Raw genomic sequence first — 22,481 nt, forward strand, 5'->3', positions numbered from 1 at the left:
TCTTGCGCTACTTTAGCTGACAGCATTAAACAATATTTTTTATCCTGCAAACTGATTAGTTTGGCGCAGCATATATGAAAAAATCTGTGAAGTAAAAGTATAATATTTCTCGCGAACAAAAGAGTTTAATAGAGAGTCCCGCTAAAATGAGAAACTACATTTTATATAGTATAAAGGCATATTTTATGAGTACCGCTGAACACAAACGGTAAACACAAATTAAGTATTGATATCTACTGATTACTAATAATGGTCTGACGACTAATCTTAGATATAACACATAATATGGTAATTATCTCTACTTAACGGGCGGCATAGTTATACCTGTAAGCTAATTGCTAGGTACAATGCTACGGTACATTAATTAACATTAAATATCTAACAATTACTAGAATTGGACGACTTCGATACTAGGTTTGCATTATAAATACTATACCATAGTAGTACCTATATAATTTGCTGCAATTAAAATATCTTTATTCAGCAACGATACACTGTACTTAAAAAGTATGATTATTAAATAATACTAACACTAAGTGCTAGTATTATGAAATCTGTATGTCAATATACGAAATGTTTGTTTTTTATCTTAATCGTCTATCGTTGCATTATGTACAAATCATGCGCTCTTAGCGCTTAATTTAATGTAGATAACAACAAATACTTAAAAACGTATCATTTTACCCTGCAAACAACAATTAAATATATTTTATAGTATAATACTATCTATTGCACTGCGCCTTAAGCTCTCAATACAATACGTAACTTATCTTTTTAAGACTATAAGCAGAGTCAACTTTAATAAACGAAGTATTGCGATTATTGATTTCTTTTTATTTAAAATACGTCAGCATTAAACAAAAATAGAAATGCTCTCATTTCTTCTAGAAATATTAATTTTAGTAACGATAAATATTCCTAGCAATCAAAATATTCTCACAAGAGACTTGATTTTGTGAGTATGACTTACAGCTTTTAGGAAAAGTTAATGAATTTTAAATTAAAAACTTCATTCAGTTTATTGAATTATTTTCATTAAAGGTCTTACTAATTACCGCACAAACATTTACTGTCGCAACTAGTTATTCGTTATTTTGTCAAATAGGTTTATTCGAAAGACGTTCATGCATTATAATGCACATATATTTATTTGAATAATAGCATTAAGTACCAAATATTTATTTGGCTTAATAACATAATAAAAAACTTGTGGTTTTCTGACGTTACATTTATAAATATCATCCTTACCTCATTTTAAATTAATTGAAAGTGTAGGGTAAGTATGTTAAAAAACACATCTTACAAATAGTAAACTCAAACTACTTTAAATGCCTAAATACCTAAACAATTAAAGACATATCAATATCATATTTAATTTAAGTTTATTCATAATTATTCTAGCCGTTTATTTTTTTTGAAATATAGAATGTACGTAGCACGTAAAATTTTCTAATCAACTCAATATCTCTCACAAATAACGATGCGGCTATCGTTAGTATTCTTGCTTTGCTGCCAGCGAACGCTTAACTTTTCTATCCGCACTCGTTCAATTTATTTAACCTGCTTTAATGACTACCAATAGCTCCGACGCAGCTTATGGTATAAACATAGTATATTTTTAAAATTGACCACCGTAGCGGATCAGTTATGGTAATCAGGTAGATGGTTAAGAAATATTGGAACTTGGTCCTCCTTCCGCTAATGTGATAAAGGTATTACCGATGAACATCAACATGTTTCTCTCTAAAAAAATTCAACAGGCGCTAGTGACATTAGGCGCAAGTGCTGACTGCAAAGCGCAAGTACGGCATTCAGCAAAGACTCAATTCGGTGATTATCAAGTTAATGGCATCATGGCGATTGCAATGCAACTCCGTCTGCCGCCCCGCGAGTTGGCAAAAAAGGTTGTCGACTTGCTTGAGTTAGGCGGCATTGCCAGCAAAATTGAAATCGCTGGTCATGGTTTTATCAATATTTATCTTGACCCTAGCTGGCTAGAAAAACATCTTACCGAGGCCATTGACTCACCGCGGCTAGGAGTTGCGAACGTTCCGCCGCAGACTATTGTGGTAGATTATTCTGCTCCTAATATCGCAAAAGAAATGCATGTGGGCCACGTACGATCTACGATCGTAGGAGATGCTTCAGTACGAACACTCATATTTTTGGGACATAACGTTATAAAGGCCAATCATATCGGGGACTGGGGAACTCAATTTGGTATGCTAATTGCTTATTTAGAAAAATTGCAGCAAGACGGCGAAGCAGAAATGCAGATCTCATGTCTAGAAAGATTCTATCGCGCGGCTAAGCAGCATTATGATAAAGATCCTGTCTTTACTGAACGCGCCCGTGACTATGTTGTGAAGCTCCAGAGGGGAGATAAATATTGTCGGAAGATGTGGCATAAACTGGTAAATGTCACTATGGAACAGAATCAAAAAATCTACGACCGACTAAACGTAACGCTTAAGCATAACGACATCATGGGCGAAAGCCTGTATAATCCTATGCTACCCGGGATAGTGTCAGATCTAAAGGAAAAGGGAATAGCGGCAGAGAGTGAAGGCGCTATCGTGGTATTCCTAGAGGAATTCAAGAACAAACAAGGCGAACCCATGGGTGTTATTATCCAAAAAAAGGATGGTGCTTACCTTTATACTACAATCGATATCGCCTGCGCTAAATACCGCTACGAAACACTGAAAGCCGAACGCATGATCTACTATATCGATTCACGTCAGCATCAGCATTTGATGCAGGTATGGACCATCGTGCGTAAAGCTGGTTACGTACCTGAGTCGGTACCACTTGAACATCACATGCTGGGCATGATGTTAAGCAAAGATGGCAAACCGTTTAAAACACGTTCTGGCGGAGTAATAAAACTCACCGCACTGCTAGATGAAGCTCTAGAACGTGCACGATACCTAATAGCTACTAAAAATCCTTACATGGAAGCCGCAGAGCTAGAAAGACTAGCACAAGTGGTGAGTGTTGGGGCAATAAAATATGCCGAATTATCAAAAAACCGCACTACTGATTACGTTTTTAACTGGGACAATATGTTAAGTTTCGAAGGCAATACGGCACTCTACATACAATATGCTTATACCCGTATCGCTTCGATATTTAAACAAAGAGGCCAAAATAAGCAACAGTTTACCAGCGATATTAGGCTAAAAACAATACAAGAAACCCAGCTAGCAGTGCGTCTTCTGCAGTTTGAAGAGGCTGTTATCACAGTGGCGCGCGACGGCACGCCTCACATATTATGCACATATATGTACGATTTGGCTGTTTTGTTTTCCACTTTTTACGAACATTGTCCAATTCTCAATGCCAAACATGCAAGTTTATGCCAAAGTCGCCTTCAATTAGCGCTCTTAACCGGGCGCACACTAAAACAAGGACTAAATTTATTAGGTATCGAAACGGTAGAGCGTATGTAGCCGACTCGTAACGGCAGAATTAATAAGCTCTCAATAGCAAATGTTGTTAACAAGAAAATTTATACTTGCCAAGTAATAGTTTTATCGGTAAAAATGTGATTACTGAGCCTGCACTGAACACGCGAAGTGGTAAGGGCGAAAACCCATAAACCACAGCATGGTGAAATATACAGCTACCCCTGCAACTACCACGCTTATTAGACGCAACAGTCGCCAGGGCATGCCGCCGTGCGACCAATCTGGCATCACGGAAAGTAGAAAGATTAACACTACCGCCATAATAGCAACTGCAAGCATAAGACGGCAAAAAAAACTAAACCAGCCAGGCTGAGGATGAAAAAGTTTTTTCCGTCGTAGTTGCCAGTACAAAAGTACGGCATTAAGACAAGCTGCCAACCCAATAGATAAGGATAAACCAGCATGTTCCAGAGGACCGATAAACATTAAGTTCATTATTTGTGTCATAATTAGCGTTATCAGCGCTACGCGCACCGGTGTTTTGATGTCTTGACGTGAATAGAACCCAGAAGCCAGCACTTTTACCATAATTAAGCCTACTAATCCAACTGAATAAGCTATGAGCGCTCGCTGGGTCATCAGAGCATCAAAGGCGGAAAACTTACCGTACTGGAACAGCGATATCGTCAATGGATGCGCAAGAATGCCAAGTGCCACAGCGCTTGGCAATGCTCCTATAAAACATAAGCGAAGTCCCCAATCTAGCAAATGAGAATATTCATCTTGATTGCCGCAGCTAAAGCTGCGCGAAAGTGAAGGCAGCAAAATAGTTCCTAGTGTCACTCCAAGAACTCCGGAGGGGAACTCCATCAAACGATTGGCGTAATACATCCATGATATAGAGCCAGATACAAGAAAAGAGGCAAAAATAGTATTAATAATAATAGATAACTGACTAATAGACGCACCCAGAATCGCCGGCCAAATTTGTTGAAGTACGCGCCATACGTCCGTATCTCGAAATTGAACTTTAGGTAAGACAAGCATACCGATTTTTTTTAAATGCGGTAGTTGATAACCTAATTGTAAAATTCCGCCGGCCACTACGGCCCAGGCCAATGCCATTATCGGTGGATGAAACAACGACGACTCCCACAGCGAGAAAAATATCATGCTGAGGTTAAGTAATACTGGTGCAAAAGCTGGTACCGAAAATTGATGCCAAGTATTGAGTATTGCACCAACCAGCGCGGTTACAGAAATAAGCAAAATATAGGGGAACGTAACACGTAATAGCGCAATCGCAAGGGATAATTTCTCCGGCGTATCGTTAAACCCCGGGGCAGTGATCATAATTACCCAAGGTGCGGTCACCATGCCACAAACTGTAACCAATGCCAACAATATAATGAGTAATCCGGCTATATAAGCAACAAACACGCGCGTCGCCTCGTCGCTCTGATGACTCTTATAGTCCGCTAAAATAGGCACAAATGCCTGTGAAAAAGCTCCTTCAGCAAAGATGCGTCTTAGAAGATTAGGAATTTTAAAAGCGACAAAAAAAGCATCACTCGCTATACCTGCACCGAATACATGCGCAACGATAGCATCTCTAGTAAACCCCAGTACACGAGAAAAAAGTGTCATTGAGCTGATCGCTGCTAGCGATCTTAATAAGTTCATGGTGTTATTTTTTATTCTACGCGGCAGACGTTAATAATAGGTTAGCAGATTAACTTGCGTACCTGGGTTTTTAAGGTACGCTTTGATTGAAATATCATATAGTTATTGTTACAAATTGTTAATATTCGTTTTCGACGCTGAAGTAACAGCTATATAACTGACCATCTCCAACTATAGCAAAAGGAGATTATCGATTCGCGCTGTACAACTTTACAGAATTTGAAGATAAGCATGAAAGACGCCGCCCTCATGCCATTACTATCCCTTAACAATTTTTATCGGCACCGAAAGACATAGCGTATTAAGGCCTTATCTCATCGTGTGATATCAACCAAGAACCACAACAAACATTGTTTGGTTATAACATCTTATAAGTAAGTTGTTGATAGCAGAATATCATTTATCTATGCAACTAAACGCACAACTCTATGTTAGAGTTGTTAAATTCAGCGCACAGCAAACTTATGTTCTCCACAACATAAAGAAACGTCGTGGTTTAATTAATAACTAGACTTAGTGATCAACTAAGTTACTAACAATCGATTAACTTACTGGCTACCCTAATATAATCGCTACCTTCTTAACTGTTGATAAAATGACCGCTTTAATTTGTTTGGCGTAAACCACCATCATTTTTACTAGAACCTAGTAGCTCTGTAGTATTCTACAATATAATTTAATTATGATATAGTTATATTAGTCAAATTCTATTACCATGCATTATACCTTCGCAGGTATACAGTGACGAAGGTAGTAATGCTTTTCCGTTATAAAACTGCGATCAACTATTAAGATCATCTCGATCATCAAACAAATGATGCTATGAGCAGTCGTTACTGAGACAAACACCAAAAATTAGCACAACAATACCACTTTATTAATGGTCTACTGAATTTGTAGATTACCTACAGACCTGCTTAGTGCATTCACCCTGAAGACACTAAAGTTTTGTTAACACTGATCACTTTACTCACCCTTTTTCAAGGTTTAGTACACTCTTCTGAATAGCTCTGAATGCACTCTGCTACAAAGTTAGATGGCAATTATGGTGTAACCTTCTCTTCTAATGCCATTCGCAACATAAATTGCTCACACAGATACTAATAGTCAAACGACTGACGTTTGATAACTTGTTCTGCATTACCCGGTATGATATTGGTTGCGGCTAAGAATAGCTATTTAAAGTTTCAAGTAAGCAGTACATGCTATACTCAAAAGGTCACCTATAAATTTTTTGTGAAATATAATACCGAACTTAGATAGTTTGTGTTTAGTGTGCTATTCTAACGCGGTCTTAGCTGTAGAAAGGCTTTTCATGCTCGATAGCTTATAAGCGGAAAGCTTAAGTACCTAATATAATAAAAGAACAACCACCATAGCGATGTTTTCTATGTCACACTAAAGATCAACAGACCAAAAGCGAAAATCATTTACTACTACAGTAGTAAATGCAGCATCATACTAACTAATAATTATATTGAACTTTCTCCATTTTAATAACCTAAACTTCATAACTAACGATTTTCTGCTTAGCACATTTTTTATCGAATACAATTTAAGCTATTGGCTTGATGTCAATGACTTTAGTCATAAAATATAAACCAACGCTAGCTGATTAGGAACCGTCGTTTTTTAAATTAATAACGGTTTTCTCATGTTTTGTTGCTAACCATGGTATAGCCTTTGTTTAGAGCATCACTGCTTCAAGCAAACCTGATAAAACATTAAACTCGCCGTAGAGGGGCTATAACGGCTATTGAATCTAACAGGCATGACATGCTTGCACCTGAGTGCAGGCTGAAGACTCATAATTCATGTCAATGATTATAAATATCATCCTCTTTATTTTAATTATAATCAATTCTAGCTAGAGCATTATAGTCCTGCGGATATCAGAAAAATTCCCTAACTTTGTTACGTTCGTTGAGCAACAGCTTGAGATAGGCTTGAATATCCTTCCCACCACAGCATTTATGCTTTCTTGCGGCATTATCAACCCAAGTATTGTCAGCAGCACTTGTATTCGGCTTCGTTTGACTGAATAAACTAGTTAATTTTAGCTATTCGCTATCAGCGTCAGCAGTAAATAGTCTTGCGTTAATGCTTTATTAACCTAACCGGTTATTTCATATTTACATTGTTTAATTTTATTTTTATGAACTTTTTCCTGTCGTTAAATTGCATAAATGTTAATTTCTTTACATACTGTATCTGCCAAACTAAAGGCTGTCATGGTGACAAGTTACAACAATAACATAAGTAGAAAGTGTATTCATTTAATAAGAAAAATCAAAAACAAGCTTTTGATGACTATTTATTGCTATTTATTATATACTTATACAGCTTGATTAAAAATATAGCTAGAAAAAGCCGGAGCAAATCATATTCATTAATATCCCTACATAAGTAGTAGAGCTCAATAACTAATCAATTATGCAATAGCATAATTTGGGAGATAACAAGCTGCTTTAAAATTATGGTTAGTAGAATGATATCCTTGTTGTCTCTTGTTAACTAAAATTCTACTGATGGCAATAATTGCTCTGACAATAAAAGATAAGTAGCTACTATACCCGATAAAAATCAACATCAAATCCATATAAACAAATCTATTTAATACCCGATCTTTCTCAATGTATTCAACGATATAATGTCGGGTAATTAACTTATTAAGTTAAGTCGTTAAAAGGTTTAACGTAACCATCAACGATATATTTCATTCCATATTTTCTTAGAGTTAATTAATATTTTTATTAATTGTTAACATGTCATACACGCTTCACTATTAAACATATTTATGGACATAGCGGTTATATTAATAAATACAAGGAATTTAAGCATATTAAATTTACCAAATTAAAAAATTAAGTAAGGCTGAACACGTTTGACTCATTGCTAATAAACTAATACACTTAATTATTTTGCGTCATTATCGATCACTACCTTGACTCAATTGTTCACCAGAGCAATATCAACATTAATATTATTCTGGCTAAATTTAAGGTTTCTAATTGAATTATTCTTTATTGACTTGTAATTCCTACGATTTAAATTTAAAAAACTTAAATGTTATGTGTATAATATTTCGATACATTGAAAATAAAATAAAGTAATTAACAATCTAGAGCACCGCATGTAGTGATAAACACCAATAACCTACATTATAATAATTTATTGTTATTTACTAACATTACCTTTTCTTAAATTCAGTTCACATACCTGAAAGGTATGTGATACGCAATATATTATTTATATATTTCCTTACTAAAATAGATTGTTGCAAATATAAACACTACTAACGTATTTAAAATTATATACTCTTATTATCTATCTTGCTATTATAAGCATCCTTAACGACATAACGTTACAGCAAGATACATTAAATTTATATTTAAGGTAATAATAAATATTAGATAGCGTAACTTTAGTTTATCACAATTGCCATAAAGAGATAAGTTATCTTCTTTATTGTATACGTAAATTATTTCACTTGCTTTATTTTGTTATCTAGTATTCTAGATTTAATTTTTATGGTTGTTATCGATGATAATCGTAGTACGTAATATTTATTATTATTTGTAATAATAAAAATTCAAGGGCAATTAACAATTGCAATTAACTATTTTACGTTTAGCAGTTCCCAACTGCTAACTTTATTTATTTTAATTCTTAAGATAAGAATTAAGTTCATGATAGTAATTTCAAAGAGCAAAAAAAACTATCATTTCTTGCACATAACCGCATTGATACCACCTCTGGTGGTGCCCTCGTTTCTCCTCTGTAGATTTATTGCACCGCTGCACATTAATTTCTTCTATTTGCCATCTTTTGTTTAGATAACCAGCAAATAACTAGTGACATCCTAATGAAACTTTTTGATTGACTAATCAATACGGATAGCAGATATATACTAACAAAGTTTAATTATATCTTTAATTGTCATAATCTATTTTACTAAATATTATGATTAAATGTACTTTACAACTAGCACAGGTTTATACTAAACTCCTATTTAAGTTTCATTAATCTAAATACTATGTCTCAGGAGTTAATATGGTCTTAGTCACTCGTCAAGCCCCAGATTTTACCGCAACCGCCGTTCGCGGTACGGGTGAAATCGTTCACAATTTTAATTTAAAATCACATATTCAGGGTAAACTAGCAGTTATTTTCTTTTGGCCTATGGACTTCACTTTCGTCTGCCCGTCTGAATTGATTGCTTTCGATAAACGTTACACAACGTTTCAGAAGCGCGGCGTAGAAATCATCGGCGTATCTTTCGACTCAGAATTTGTACACACCGCCTGGCGTCAGGTACCCATCGAAAAAGGCGGTATCGGACCAATCCAGTACTGGATGGTAGCAGACATTAAACGCGAAATAATTAAAGCCTATGGCATTGAGCATCCTAACGCAGGTGTCGCTCTACGCGGTTCGTTCCTGATCGATAAAAAAGGTATTGTCCGCCACCAGGTAGTTAACGACCTGCCTCTAGGACGCAATATCGATGAAATAATGAGAATGGTAGACGCCTTAATATTCTATGAAGAACACGGCAAAGTTTGCCCGGCACAGTGGGAAAAAGGTCAAGAAGGAATGAACGCTTCCCCTGAAGGGGTTGCAAAATATCTGTCTGAAAATATAAATAAACTATAATGGAGTCTATGTTACAGCACAGAAAATACTTTTATCCTTTTAGCGCCGGCCAGTAATGTGGCCGGTTTTTATACCCTGAATCTGCAACTACCATATATAGTCAAGCGATCAAACATCTTATACACACAAAAAAACCTACCTAAGATTTTAGCTACAAGAGTACTCCACCAGTTTTTTACCCAATCGGGTTTTTATTCTACTCAGCTAGAGTTAGTATGCGAAAATAGTTTCCGCCTAGATCATAAAACAGTAAAAAGATAATGCCTAAATTTACCGTCATTTCGCCGATAAGATAGATAAATGTTAGCGCTTACCCCTCCGCGGGCTTGAGCTTGTGGCAACAAGTAATTCGTAAGCACATAGTTATTCTCCATACCCATCTCAGTAGCAAAAAAGGTCAACGAAACTAGCAGGTTAAAAACATATCTTAGCATGATGTTATTTAAGTAAATAACATTTTTATCATAACCATGATACAAAAACGATAGGACTCAAACACGCGCTGTAAGATGTAACGGTACATACCTAATTTTCTGCAATGTCGTCGTGCAAACATACTCCCTCTACAAAAGAGGGATATTGATGACGGATGATAATTATAAAAAGTACAAAAATGTCTGTAGGACAAGGGGCAATAGGTTAGGTATATATAAATTCTAAAACTTCAGCATAAAATAAATTAACGTCCCCTGTCACCTAGTTAGTCTGTTAACCTTTAATCTCACATACAAAAGATCGCTATGGTAGTTGTTCTTTTATTGCATTAGGTACTTAAACTTTCCGCTTATAAGCCATCTATCATGAAAAGCCTTCCTACGGATAAGCCCGTATTATAACGGCACACTAAACACAAACTATATAAGTTGAGTCTCATATTTCACAAAAGTTTTTATGGGTGAACTCCTGAACATAGCATTGTACTACTAACTTTAAACTTGAAATAATTACGTTACTCCTCAACTAATATTAGCCTGGAAGGAAGTAACAAGACAGTAACGTCAGTCGTTCAGCTATTAATATCTATGTGAGCAACTTCCATTACTTATAGCAGCAAGGAAAATGATTACCAGAATTACCATTGAACCTCAGAGCAGATTACACTCAGCTTCATGTAGAAAGATATTCTCTCTACCTTTAAAAAGGTGGATTTTTAAATAATTTTAGTTTCTTAATGTCGGATGCACTAAACGTGTTGGTGATGATCTACAAAACCAGTAGATCACACTAACGTAGCATTCTGTAATAAATTTTTGATGCTTGTCTCAGTACCAACTGACCGGTCATGGCACTGCCAGCTCGATGAGCGAAATGCTCTTAAATATAGTCAAAGCGCAGTTTAATAAAAGATAAGTATTGTTACCGACATAACCAGAGATATCATCAGAAGTCAAGCTTAGCTGTTAAGATGAACAGCTAAGCAGAAGAGTAGTGGTAATTAATTGTTAAGTTACATCTCAAAAACATAAATAAGGCGGTAATTTAATGTATTGAAATGTAACATATTGTAGGATAACAATTTATAGTGACACAGTTTAGGTGGTTTAGCGACGTGACTTAACTAACATGTTAATGATGCAATACTGGGTTTATATAGCAGTAGTGTTAAATTTTGTTCACCTGTAAATTAACAGTGACTAGAAAAACAAACTCGACAGATAAAACTACGCGGGTCAACTTTTAGCTGATTATGTTTTTACTTTCACAATAACTAAAGAAACCATTACTACTAGTAGTAAATATTCGCAAGACATGTAACCATACTACATAACGTAAAGTATAAGTTATTTAGTTAACTGATAGGATAATAACGCAAAAGCATAACTTCTTCCTAAAGTTCTTGGGAAGGTAACATAGTATTAAGGCTAATATAATAAGCGTTTATTAAAACAGTATCTGCTATTAAGGGGATAATGCACCCGATTAGTCTAGATGTTAGTTTATAATTGCATCAAGGTTGTAATGTAAAATGACAGCCACTACTCCACAAACAATTAGGTAACGCGTGGCTGGATGAGTTAACTATTATGGTATTTCACAACACACTAAAATAAAAGTATACTCTGAAATAAAATGAAAGTGGCGTCCCCTAGGGGATTTGAACCCCTGTTACTGCCGTGAAAGGGCAGTGTCCTGGTCCACTAGACGAAGGAGACGTAAATCAAAATAAAAACTACTAACCGGCTGCTTTATCCGTAACAGTTATCAGATAGTTTAATATGTATATTATAGAATCGTAGGTTCTTTACCTTTAGGTTTCCTTACTATATTTATTCTGTTACTTTAAGTAGTAGAGATTTATTTTAAGCAAAATGCAGTCAACTGCACTTCTTTTGCAAACACTCGGTTATAGCATTCGCTATGTTGTATAAAGGGGCTGGTAACGTATTATGATATTTACCAATATGTTATGGAGTTTATTTTTATACTCTAACTTGTACCACAAGTATACAAGATTTGCTGACGCTAGAGAAAACGATTCGCGTTTTTAATGCGTTATTTTGTCACTAATAACACTTGTGTAGCTCTTAAGGTATCGGGGTATTATTAGTTATAATATCTTTTAGGTTCTTTAAGTTTATTATGGCAATTTTTGTAGAAGTTTCGTTGTTTCTAGAAAACAACGAAAAATCATAGCGATATAATAATTTTAAGGTTCCTGCAAGGATTAAGGGCTCCCTTTGCTTTTTATCTAGATGCCAAGAATAAGTCAGGTTCTTCGTTGTATGTATTAAATGACGATAATCTATGGCTACGTGGTTTCTTCTCCGTGAGTTTATTTATTTTAATCTTTTATCTTACGTATCTATAACCCGGCCAGTTTATCACCTTCACTTTGAAGGTCTTGACGTAAATTGCAACCTTTAAATTAACATTGCTTGTAAAGAAAACTCGCCAGTATGTATAAGCAAACCACCACACGCACTTTTACAAAAAAAAACGCGGCTAATCCTTAGTTAAGGATGACTTAAATTTAAAAGCATTTAAAAATATTTATAAATACCACCGATACACTAAATTTTACTTTTACTGTTATAGTCTATAGACTCTAGTTAGTTATAACTATAACTGTAGTTACACAGTTAAGTCAAGTACGGGGATTAACGATATTTTACGAGTAATATAAATCTGCATTATTCGAATGAACGTTTTTCTCTCTGTTAAAAGCCCTCTGCAACATTAATAACTTTTCAAGTTTTTCGAAACTACATTATGATGATAATGAGTTCTACCTAATTCAGATCATTTATTATATGCTCTTAAAATAGTTTTAGTTTTGCGACGTTATTTGACGTTAACCGCCATTTATAATGGCGGTTCTTTTACCACGTAGGTTAGATACACAGATATTATATATGCAGTGTAATGAAAATAATGTTTGCTTTTTTCTCATGTTGCTCGATTTATCTTTTTCTTAAACTATTACCTAACGTTTAATCTGAGTACAGATAAAATCTGTAATAAAATGATAAGTCTTGTGACTGCACAATAACTTACTGATAAAATGTTAAAATAGCAACAAAATATTTTATTTTAGCGCCGGCATTACAAACAGCTAGTACAATACTACACTCTTTACTGATGTAGTATCAAGCCATTTTATCTATTTTTAATCTTTTCGTTAACTTTGATGCTGTCCACATAACAAAAAGATATAAATGAACTATATACATTTATTTTTACGTAAACTCTATATTTATTTTCTGTTACTTGTTGAGTTGTTATCCCTGTTGTTGTGATCTAAAGCAATTATTTGAGCAAAACTATAACAATAGCGGGCGGTGGAAGGTCATCTCAAACGTTTGCAACTGAAGCAGGATAAACAGCATCCTGTAAAAATTCTAGTTATGCATGTTTTAGCATGTTAAGTCACTAAACTTTTACTGAAACTTTACCCCTTTACACAAATTATCAGTAAGTTATAACCAATTTTAACATCATAATCATCGATTATGTAAATCGGAAATAATGTCAGTATTTGGTTTCTAGCTATTATTTGCAACACTTTCAAAAGCATGAAAAATCAGCGCACGCGCTAATTATTAAGGATGGATGCGTATTAAAATATTAATTCTCACACCGCGATGGTTAATCAAGCGCGAGGATTATAATCTGATTATCTGCGATGAAGTTAAGTTGGTACCTAAAATCATATTGCATAGCTGTACTATCGTAAATAATGCCCATGATAATTATGGGAGATATTATCTTAGATAAAGCCATAATTGATTATGAGGTTTACAGGTCATCATTAGTGTTGGAAGTGCTATAAAATATAGCATAAATATCAACACATAGGTCATCTTTATTTTTAGAAATTTAGTTAGATTGAGTAACGCCATTTCATACCATCAGAAATTAGTAACTTTACTTAACCAAATAATGTGACATATAAACAGATCCATAATAATTATCTTAAGCAAACGGACGCACAGTGGTATTTGTAGACACACGATAAAGTAAATATTTTTGTGTTACTCTAGCAATTGCTATTAGCTTATATGAGAAATAAACTTTTCTGAAGTCACAACGAACTTTTTATGTGGGCTAGAAAGCGTGCTTATGCTTTTATCAACAGCAGCATTAATAGTATCGGACAGTATCTTATATCTTAATATAAGATAAGCAATTTTATAACATTAACGTACTCAACGTTCACGGGGATCGGCGCAATAGCTTTAGTGCAGTAGAGTCACCAGCCGCATATAAAAGCTAATAGATAAAACAACTTACCATCCCATCGTGCCTGAGCAAATCACGCACATATTGCCTCCACATGCTAGAAAATATATGCTTGAACGCTCGGCATATAATTGCTCCAGATCTGCAAAATTGCAGGCGTAATTCATGCGGTCAGTTCCGCACGTAACGTGTTAAGCACCGGTAAAATAGAAGGTAAAACGCCATGCCACAACAAGAATGAAGAGGCAGCTTGACCCACTAGCATACCGAGCCCATCAGCGCAACGCACCGCACCTTGCCGTCGACTCCAAGCGATAAATGGAGTATCTTTTTGTTGATAAAACATATCATAACAGCAGACCGACGGTGTAATTATGGATGCAGGCAACTGCGGAATGCTGCCATACATACCGGCAGATGTAGCATTAATGATTAGGTCGTAATCTGGCGCACTAAGAAGCTCTAGCGGTAACGCGCTAATATCGCCGGCGTGATGGTAAAATCGCACTAGCTCTTGCGCACGGGGGAACGTGCGGTTGGTCAATACCACCTTGCAGCCGTAAGTTAGCAGCGGCAAGATCCCTCCCCGCGCTGCGCCACCCGCTCCTACTAGTAATACTCGGCTATTTTGACTTAATAAGTTTAGACGCTCCAAATCGCTGATGAGCCCAATGCCGTCAGTGTTATCCCCCAATAATGAACCATCTGGCAGTTTCTTGATAGTATTGACTGCTCCGACTAAAGATCCCCGCGTAGTAAGGTGATCGCAAAGCGAGAACGCACGTTCTTTAAACGGTAGAGTAATATTCGCTCCCAAGCCGCCTGTATCAAAAAATCGCAGCAGCGTTTGCTCAAAGTCATTTATCGGTGCTAGAACTCGACCATAAGTATGAGAAAGTCCCATTTCGACGGCAAAGAGCGTATGAATACGCGGTGATCGACTATGGTTAATAGGATTACCAAAAACGGCATAGATATCCATGATATCACTCCAGTGATAGTCAGTTTTAACGAATCGATGCGCCGGTAAGAGCATCAAGAAGTTTAGAAGGATTGCGATGACCCTCTACCGCTTCGTCTAGCATTAGAATATCATTGCCCAATTGCTTACGCACTTCGGCAGAGGTGCGTGCCGCCGGCAATCCAGCCAGATTAGCACTAGTTGATACCAACGGCTTGCCGAACGCAAGACAAAGACGCCTAACAGGTTCAAATGCACTAACACGTATCGCAAGTGATGTGTATTGTCCCGTTAACCATAATGGAGTTGTGTCACTAGCCGGTACCACCCAAGTAACGAAGCCAGGCCAACAAGAAAACATACGCTCCCGTGTAGCATTATCTAATGCTTGATCATCAATATAATCTGTCAGCTGAGCATAATAAGCAGCGATTAAAATCAACCCTTTTTGCCATGGACGTTGCTTGAGCCTGAGCAACGTCCGTACTGCCGTTTCGCTATCTGGATCGCATCCTAACCCAAACACAGCTTCTGTAGGATAAGCTATAACCTGTTGCTGGCCTAGCGCATTAACTAAATTTATCAGTTTAATCACGAGAGATTTATGCATGAATGTAGTTTATCGCTACTATAGTTAGATCAATTTTTATAATCTTAAAACTAATTTAGACAGCTTACGGTCTTTTTTAATCTATAAAAGCAATAATTGTCAATACTCACATTACCCGTAGTAGGTTGTTGACTTGATACATACTCACAGGTAAATCATCTATAAAAGTGTAACAACTTAACAAAGTTCAACAATAAGATAAACAAGTTTAGCGTTACGATACTTGTGGATGCAATATATCCTCATGCTTGATCGCTCAAGCAGACTATAAACATACCTAAATATCCTTGATGCAATCCTAGCATTAATTAACTAGCTGGGACTATCTAGCTGCCAATCGAGCACTTTACCACGTGATAATCACGATAGGGGTGTTATAATTAAATATGGTCGCATTTCAAGTAATACAATGCTGTCACAAATCAGATAAATGCTATCTAGCACGAATAACATAACTTGCACTAAATTCGATGCAAGACGCTTAGTCTATTTAATAAAAATGCAACTTTATTTATAATATTAAATTATCTTTGATATCTTAATGCAGATGTTTGACATGTTCTTCAAACACTAGATCTTCCATTTGCTGATAAGCATTTTCACAACCTGGAATATTAAATAGAACCATAAGAACCACCCATTTAAGATCTTCTAAATCAAATTCCACTGCATCGAGCGCCATAACTCGATCGATAACCATCTCACGGGTTTCAAGGTTTAATACTTGAATTTGCTCAAGAAACAATAAAAAACCGCGGCAGCAGGTATCCAGACAATGATTTTCTTCCTCAGAGTAAATACGCATAGCGAGCGGATCGGCATTGAAAGCAACCGCCCTACCCTGACCATCCTGCAAATCAGCTAGTTTCTCAAGCCAATTTAAAGCATTATAAATATCGTCCTGATGAAAACCTACTCGGGTAAGGTCATCGGTCAATTTATCTTGATCTACACGCATTTCTACAGCGTGGATGTAGGTTTCAAATAAATATATTAGCACGTCGAACATGACCTGCCCCTCCTTAAGTGGACATAACCGCTAGGTCAAATTGCAATCTATCCTGCTAACTCCAGTTAAATTAGTTTCACTATCACATCTGGCACAGGTTGGCCGACACGTACAGCGACGACGTCAATAGGTGTAACATTATTTCTTACGTTAGCCAACACATCCGCAAATGGAAATTTAACTTCACATTCTATTGTGGAAATTATTTCTGATTTGTTAGACGAAAAATATTGCAAATCATAAAATATTTGTTCAAATACCGCTTCCTGTGGGTAAAAAGCGACTAGCGCGGACAGATAAACATATGTATCTCGGCGTTAGATGAGTTACATAGTGGGCTAAGACAAGACAAAGATCTTACCTCCATAATTCAAAATATATACAGCCGTGAAAGACAATCTAATTTTTATTGCCAGTTAAGTCCTATACTATTCTCATACTTAGATATCTATCTACTAGATAAAACAAAAACAATACCTAGTCTGCATAGACCAATGAGGCTAACATTAGATACCAACATGTCTTTATTACACATGATACTATGATTGTGTTAACAATTTCATGTTAATTTCATGTCAATTTCATCACAAATAGACATGACCACAGTAGGCCCAGATCACTGGTAATTATAGTATTTTAATGCAGGTTAGCTCCTTTGATCATAGGTGCTGGTAGCAGACATCAAAGTCTCCGGACAATTGATGCGGAAAGAGCAATCGTTAATAGCAACGCGTTTTAGTTTTTCTGACTAAGAACAACGATAGCACTCAGGCTTACCTTAGGATTGAAATCTAATTCAATATTGCTTTGAGGTTTAAAAGCGCCAAATCTGTTGCTGTGGTTAAATATTTTATTTTCTTTAGACATAGATCACCATTTAACCCCTTTTTTAACCTATGCTAAGCAGCTATGTTTTTAATAATATTTTCTCTAATCTTCTCTAGCGACTGGCGAACAACCAGGGCATTGTCTTTATCAAAAGATTGTTAATTAGTTAAAAACTGACTAACATAATATTAAATTTAGTTTTTATATTTATGTATAAATTAACACTATTATGTCATTAGTGACTGTATTATTTTACCCTGATGAACGGCTGCGCAAAGTCTCCAAACCAGTCGTCAAGGTTAATGACGATATTCGCAACATCGTGGATGATATGTTTGAGACCATGTACGACGCAGAGGGAATCGGCTTGGCAGCTACTCAAGTTGATATTCACCAGCGTATAATTGTTATTGATACCTCTAAAAACCGCGATCAGCGTCTGGTGCTAATCAATCCCGAATTATTAGAGAAAAGCGGTCAGACTGGTATTCATGAAGGCTGTTTATCGATCCCTGAGCAGCGTAGCTTCATACCACGGGCAAAAAGGGTAAAAGTACGAGCGCAAAACCGCGATGGTAACATTTTCGAACTAGAGGCGAACAATTTGCTAGCAATTTGCATTCAGCACGAAATGGATCACCTGGTCGGTAAACTATTTGTAGATTACCTTTCGCCGTTTAAACGTCAACGAATTCGTCAAAAAATGAAAAAAATGGCGCGCATGACCGCACGAGCAGAAAAGTAACCCAAATATCATAGGACTTATCGTGTCAGACTCTTTACGTATTATATTTGCCGGTACGCCCGACTTCGCAGCACGCCATTTAAATGCACTAATTCATTCTAAACATCAGATCATGGGCGTTTTCACACAGCCTGATAAACCTGCCGGTCGTGGTAACCACTTAACCCCTAGCCCGGTCAAGAAATTAGCGATCCTACATGATCTACCATTATTTCAACCTGATTCACTACAGAAATCTTCTAGTCAAGAATGGGTGTCGGCGTTGAAAGCAGATATTATGGTAGTCGTGGCATATGGACTTATCCTTCCCCAGGCGATGTTAGATCTACCGCGGCTTGGCTGTATCAATGTACATGGGTCACTACTGCCACGTTGGCGGGGAGCCGCGCCGATTCAGCGAGCATTGTTGGCTGGCGACGACCAAACTGGAGTGACGATTATGCAGATGGATGCAGGCCTTGATACAGGAGCCATACTGCATCAGATTACCTGCCCTATCCAACCCGATGATACCAGTACATCGGTTTATGAAAAATTGATGCAAATTGGTCCGGATGCTTTATTGACTACACTTAATCAACTCGCTGATGGTCATGTAGTAGCTAAGCCTCAATACAGCGCGCTCGCCACTTATGCCTACAAGCTCAGCAAGGAAGAAGCCCGGCTCAATTGGCGTCTGCCAGCGACGCAACTTGAGAGATGTATCCGTGCTTTTAATCCTAGCCCCGTTAGTTACTTATACTTATCGGGACATCAAATAAAAGTCTGGGGCGCTAGCGTTAGCGCACGGCAGACAAATACGTGTACACCAGGCACGATTGTGGCTTCGGACAAGTCTGGTATTCACATATCTACCGGAAAGGGTTTTCTGACGCTAACTCATTTGCAGCCCGCAGGTAAAAAAGTAATGCCAGTCCAAGACTTACTCAATTCACGCAGCAAATGGTTTATTCCTGGTATGCTCCTTGATTAATTATCAAAGTATTTTACGATTTTAATTTGTTAATTAAATAATTAAAGATATTAACTTACTTATCAGTAAGTTTTATGAATTATCTTTATATTGTTTTTAAAACATCTTAACGAGACATTTAAATGTTATTAACTTATTTAAGTATTTATATTTATAAATAAATTGCACCTCATAAAATAAAGTTATTTATGACATAAATATAATTAAAGAGAAGATAATATTTATATTTGAAGGCGCTAAACGCAAGAATGCGCAAATAGTGTAAACTCCTGCAAATTACTTAATAAGCAATAAGCTACGTATATATTACATCAAACTACTTTGTCCAATTGTCAAATGCACTACATATATACAGGCTTAATAATTAGTAGATAATAAGTAATATATTTCGTTTTAAAGCTTTGTGCATCTATTATTTATACTTAAGTTAAACATTGCTTACTTATTAAGTAATAAGTAAGTTAAATTTCTTAAGCTGGTTTTATCTTTTGAGCAAACAAAGCAATATTAATATAATAAATATAATTATTTATCTTGCACCACAATTTTAATACTACGGCTTCTTGGTTTCACTGTCGCAAAAGTTTATTTAATTAGAGTATCATTCTTATTGGCTCCAGCGCTTTAATGGAAAGTCTTCGGCTGTTAAATGTTTCTCTATTTTGCTTAATCTTAAGGATATAAGATATTTTAACAAAATACTTACTAATAAAATCAAGGTTTTATTAATGTCTTCTTGACTCATCTACCCGCTAGATGATGCGCATATTAGCTTTAACTTTAATGTTAAATCACATTAAACATACTTTATTAAATTGCATTGTTCTACTAAACTTAAAGAATTTAAGCAAAGTATTAACTGCTTAAGTGAGGTAAAATAGCTAAACTAATTCTAGCATAACATGACATTAATAAGACATAACATAAATCTATGCTTTATTTTTCTTGTATCAAAATACATATGAGAAATCTCTATTTAGCACAACAGAAAACATCATGATACTTGTTAGTTATTTTACATAACTTAAACTCATAGTAATTAAAGATGGATTAAAATCTTAAATACAAAATTAAATATAAAGATTTTAGCGTTCTTAATACCAAAACTACACAGTAGTTTCGATATTAGGCAAACATATAAAATAACAATTAGCACATTGCTATACCATGCTTTATAGTTGCAACAATAGCTGCGCTTATGATATTATTGGAACAATCTATTTAGTTTCCTTAAAAGGCTTTATATGTACAAGCTCTTGGGGCACTATCGAATAACAAGATATAAATCAACGTAATGACTGCGTGGATAACACCTGATGGTTAGTTCATTATAGGAGCTTATAAAGCTAAACAGGTGCTAAACATAAGAGGTTATAGGTATTGCTGAAGAGCAATACCTTATTGCCTACTATATCAAAAGTGACTACAGAACTATCAAGTTCATGGATGATAAGAAATTTAGATGCAATATGAAAGACGCGTGGCGTCTATAACTTACACATATAAGTAAGGGTTGCTGATGTTCGTAACTCCATACCACTCATATTAATAATAGCAATCATACTTTGCTATCTAAAACATCAGCATGCAAATGCAATTTAGTCGTTGCATTTGCGATCTTTTGGAAAGTAATTATCTTCGTGTATCATCCCAGTAATCATTGATTCACGTATACGTTACGTTGCGCGTAATCATTTTAGATACATTTATTTTCCACGTTTAGAATTTCGCATTTATAATAGATATGCGGCACTAAATATATCAGGTTAATAATAATCATACCACAATAGTTGATTTATGTTGTCTGCTACGCATGAGGATATTCGTGATAAGTAGTGCCAAAATACGTTTATATTATTATGCTAATAATATCACAGCGACTATCGCAATGCTATTGGTAGTTAGGTAAAATACCATTGAAAATTAAGTTGTTTCAGCATGTCATAAAATAACATTACCTACGTCCCGATTCAGGACGTAGACATGGAATACACCGTGCGTGTTGAAATACTGACCGAAATTTTCCGGTTAAACAACATAGCCTCATGAGTTATACTTACTTGTATTTCGACCATGTGTATGCACGATAAAAACACCAATAACTAACTTAGTATCAGTTTTGCGCCGCAAAACAAGACTGTGTGCGTTTATCGAATTAATGATATAAGATATATATTGTGATCATGTGTCAATAGTACTAACGTTTAGTTAGTCAACGAAGCGGCAAAGAAACAATCAATTCTGATGATTTGTATTATCTAAAAGTGCACAATTTTCTCAGTAACTAAAAAAGGGAAGAAAATTTCCTTCAAACAAGTTGGTAGTAAAGCCAAATTCACGTGATAGCTAAAGCTAGCTATGTGCTGTTGCATCCTTTGTCATCAATCAAAGTACGGTCGATTAGGAGAAGTTTTATTCTTCCGACATGCCCAAAAATCTAAATTCTCAATTATGGTAGCAACCACACTACAACGATACAGTATGCTACTAATTAATTGATATTCTCTAACCGAAATCTCTAATATCGATGCAGAAGCAAAAAAAATAAACTGTCGCAGTTAGTCATATCGAAGACTAACTGCCAGAAAAGCAACAGCATCCTCGGTATCCAGGAGGCTTGAGCCACAATACCACCATAAAAGTTACAATAATGACACCGCATTACCCCATATCATTCCTCCATCTTATGATACAATTAAATAAATTACGACTCAAAAGCGTCAAGAGACGCACAACGTTATTCGCTCAGAATTAAGAGAAATAGACTTTCTTAGCACCATATACCGTAGAAGTAATAATACTCTAACTGAACGTCTCATGATTTTCAATCTATAAACTACCTCATAAATTGCTAGAATATCGATAATCATATTGTTGTGACACTCCAGAGATTTGTTTACCTAAATGACTATCGCCCATAGCATCT

Annotated in this window: 9 protein-coding genes and 1 tRNA gene; 4 read left to right on the plus strand and 6 right to left on the minus strand. The window is 35.8% G+C overall.

Going from position 1 to position 22,481, the window contains the following annotated elements:
* Window positions 1-1,721 precede the first annotated feature (1,721 nt).
* On the plus strand, window positions 1,722-3,452 hold the full coding sequence (argS, locus tag HBA_RS00625; RefSeq protein WP_097032133.1) for an arginine--tRNA ligase: 1,731 nt from the start codon (window positions 1,722-1,724) through the stop codon (window positions 3,450-3,452).
* A gap of 99 nt (window positions 3,453-3,551) precedes the next feature.
* Here argS and murJ read toward each other — a convergent pair whose 3' ends face one another.
* The gene (murJ, locus tag HBA_RS00630) at window positions 3,552-5,093 is read right to left on the minus strand and encodes a murein biosynthesis integral membrane protein MurJ (protein WP_097032134.1); all 1,542 of its coding nucleotides are present in this window, start codon (window positions 5,091-5,093) and stop codon (window positions 3,552-3,554) included.
* A 4,053-nt stretch (window positions 5,094-9,146) separates the two neighbouring features.
* Here murJ and HBA_RS00635 point away from each other — a divergent pair.
* Window positions 9,147-9,749, plus strand: coding sequence for a peroxiredoxin C (locus HBA_RS00635; RefSeq protein ID WP_097032135.1), 603 nt, complete (start codon window positions 9,147-9,149; stop codon window positions 9,747-9,749).
* A 2,077-nt stretch (window positions 9,750-11,826) separates the two neighbouring features.
* Here the strand turns inward: HBA_RS00635 and HBA_RS00640 are convergent.
* The 5 genes from HBA_RS00640 to HBA_RS03565 form a co-directional block, all read right to left on the minus strand.
* Window positions 11,827-11,902 (minus strand) — tRNA-Glu (locus HBA_RS00640).
* A 2,690-nt stretch (window positions 11,903-14,592) separates the two neighbouring features.
* A complete protein-coding gene (gene aroE / locus HBA_RS00645) occupies window positions 14,593-15,411 on the minus strand; it encodes a shikimate dehydrogenase (RefSeq protein ID WP_097032136.1) in 819 nt (272 codons plus the stop codon).
* A gap of 25 nt (window positions 15,412-15,436) precedes the next feature.
* Window positions 15,437-16,000, minus strand: a complete 564-nt coding sequence (locus HBA_RS00650; RefSeq protein WP_097032137.1) for a Sua5/YciO/YrdC/YwlC family protein — start codon at window positions 15,998-16,000, stop codon at window positions 15,437-15,439.
* 538 nt (window positions 16,001-16,538) lie between these two features.
* Entirely contained in the window at window positions 16,539-17,009 is a 471-nt protein-coding gene (locus tag HBA_RS00655; RefSeq protein ID WP_097032138.1) for a DUF494 family protein, read from the minus strand.
* Between the two features lie 735 nt (window positions 17,010-17,744).
* Entirely contained in the window at window positions 17,745-17,876 is a 132-nt protein-coding gene (locus tag HBA_RS03565; RefSeq protein ID WP_457920929.1) for a hypothetical protein, read from the minus strand.
* Window positions 17,877-18,066: 190 nt separating this feature from the next.
* Here HBA_RS03565 and def point away from each other — a divergent pair, with 190 nt between their 5' ends.
* Entirely contained in the window at window positions 18,067-18,582 is a 516-nt protein-coding gene (def, locus tag HBA_RS00660; protein ID WP_097032139.1) for a peptide deformylase, read from the plus strand.
* A 22-nt stretch (window positions 18,583-18,604) separates the two neighbouring features.
* The gene (fmt, locus tag HBA_RS00665) at window positions 18,605-19,555 is read left to right on the plus strand and encodes a methionyl-tRNA formyltransferase (protein ID WP_097032140.1); all 951 of its coding nucleotides are present in this window, start codon (window positions 18,605-18,607) and stop codon (window positions 19,553-19,555) included.
* The last annotated feature ends 2,926 nt before the right edge of the window (window positions 19,556-22,481 follow it).

The sequence above is a fragment of the Sodalis endosymbiont of Henestaris halophilus genome (assembly GCF_900161835.1).
Lineage (GTDB): Bacteria > Pseudomonadota > Gammaproteobacteria > Enterobacterales > Enterobacteriaceae.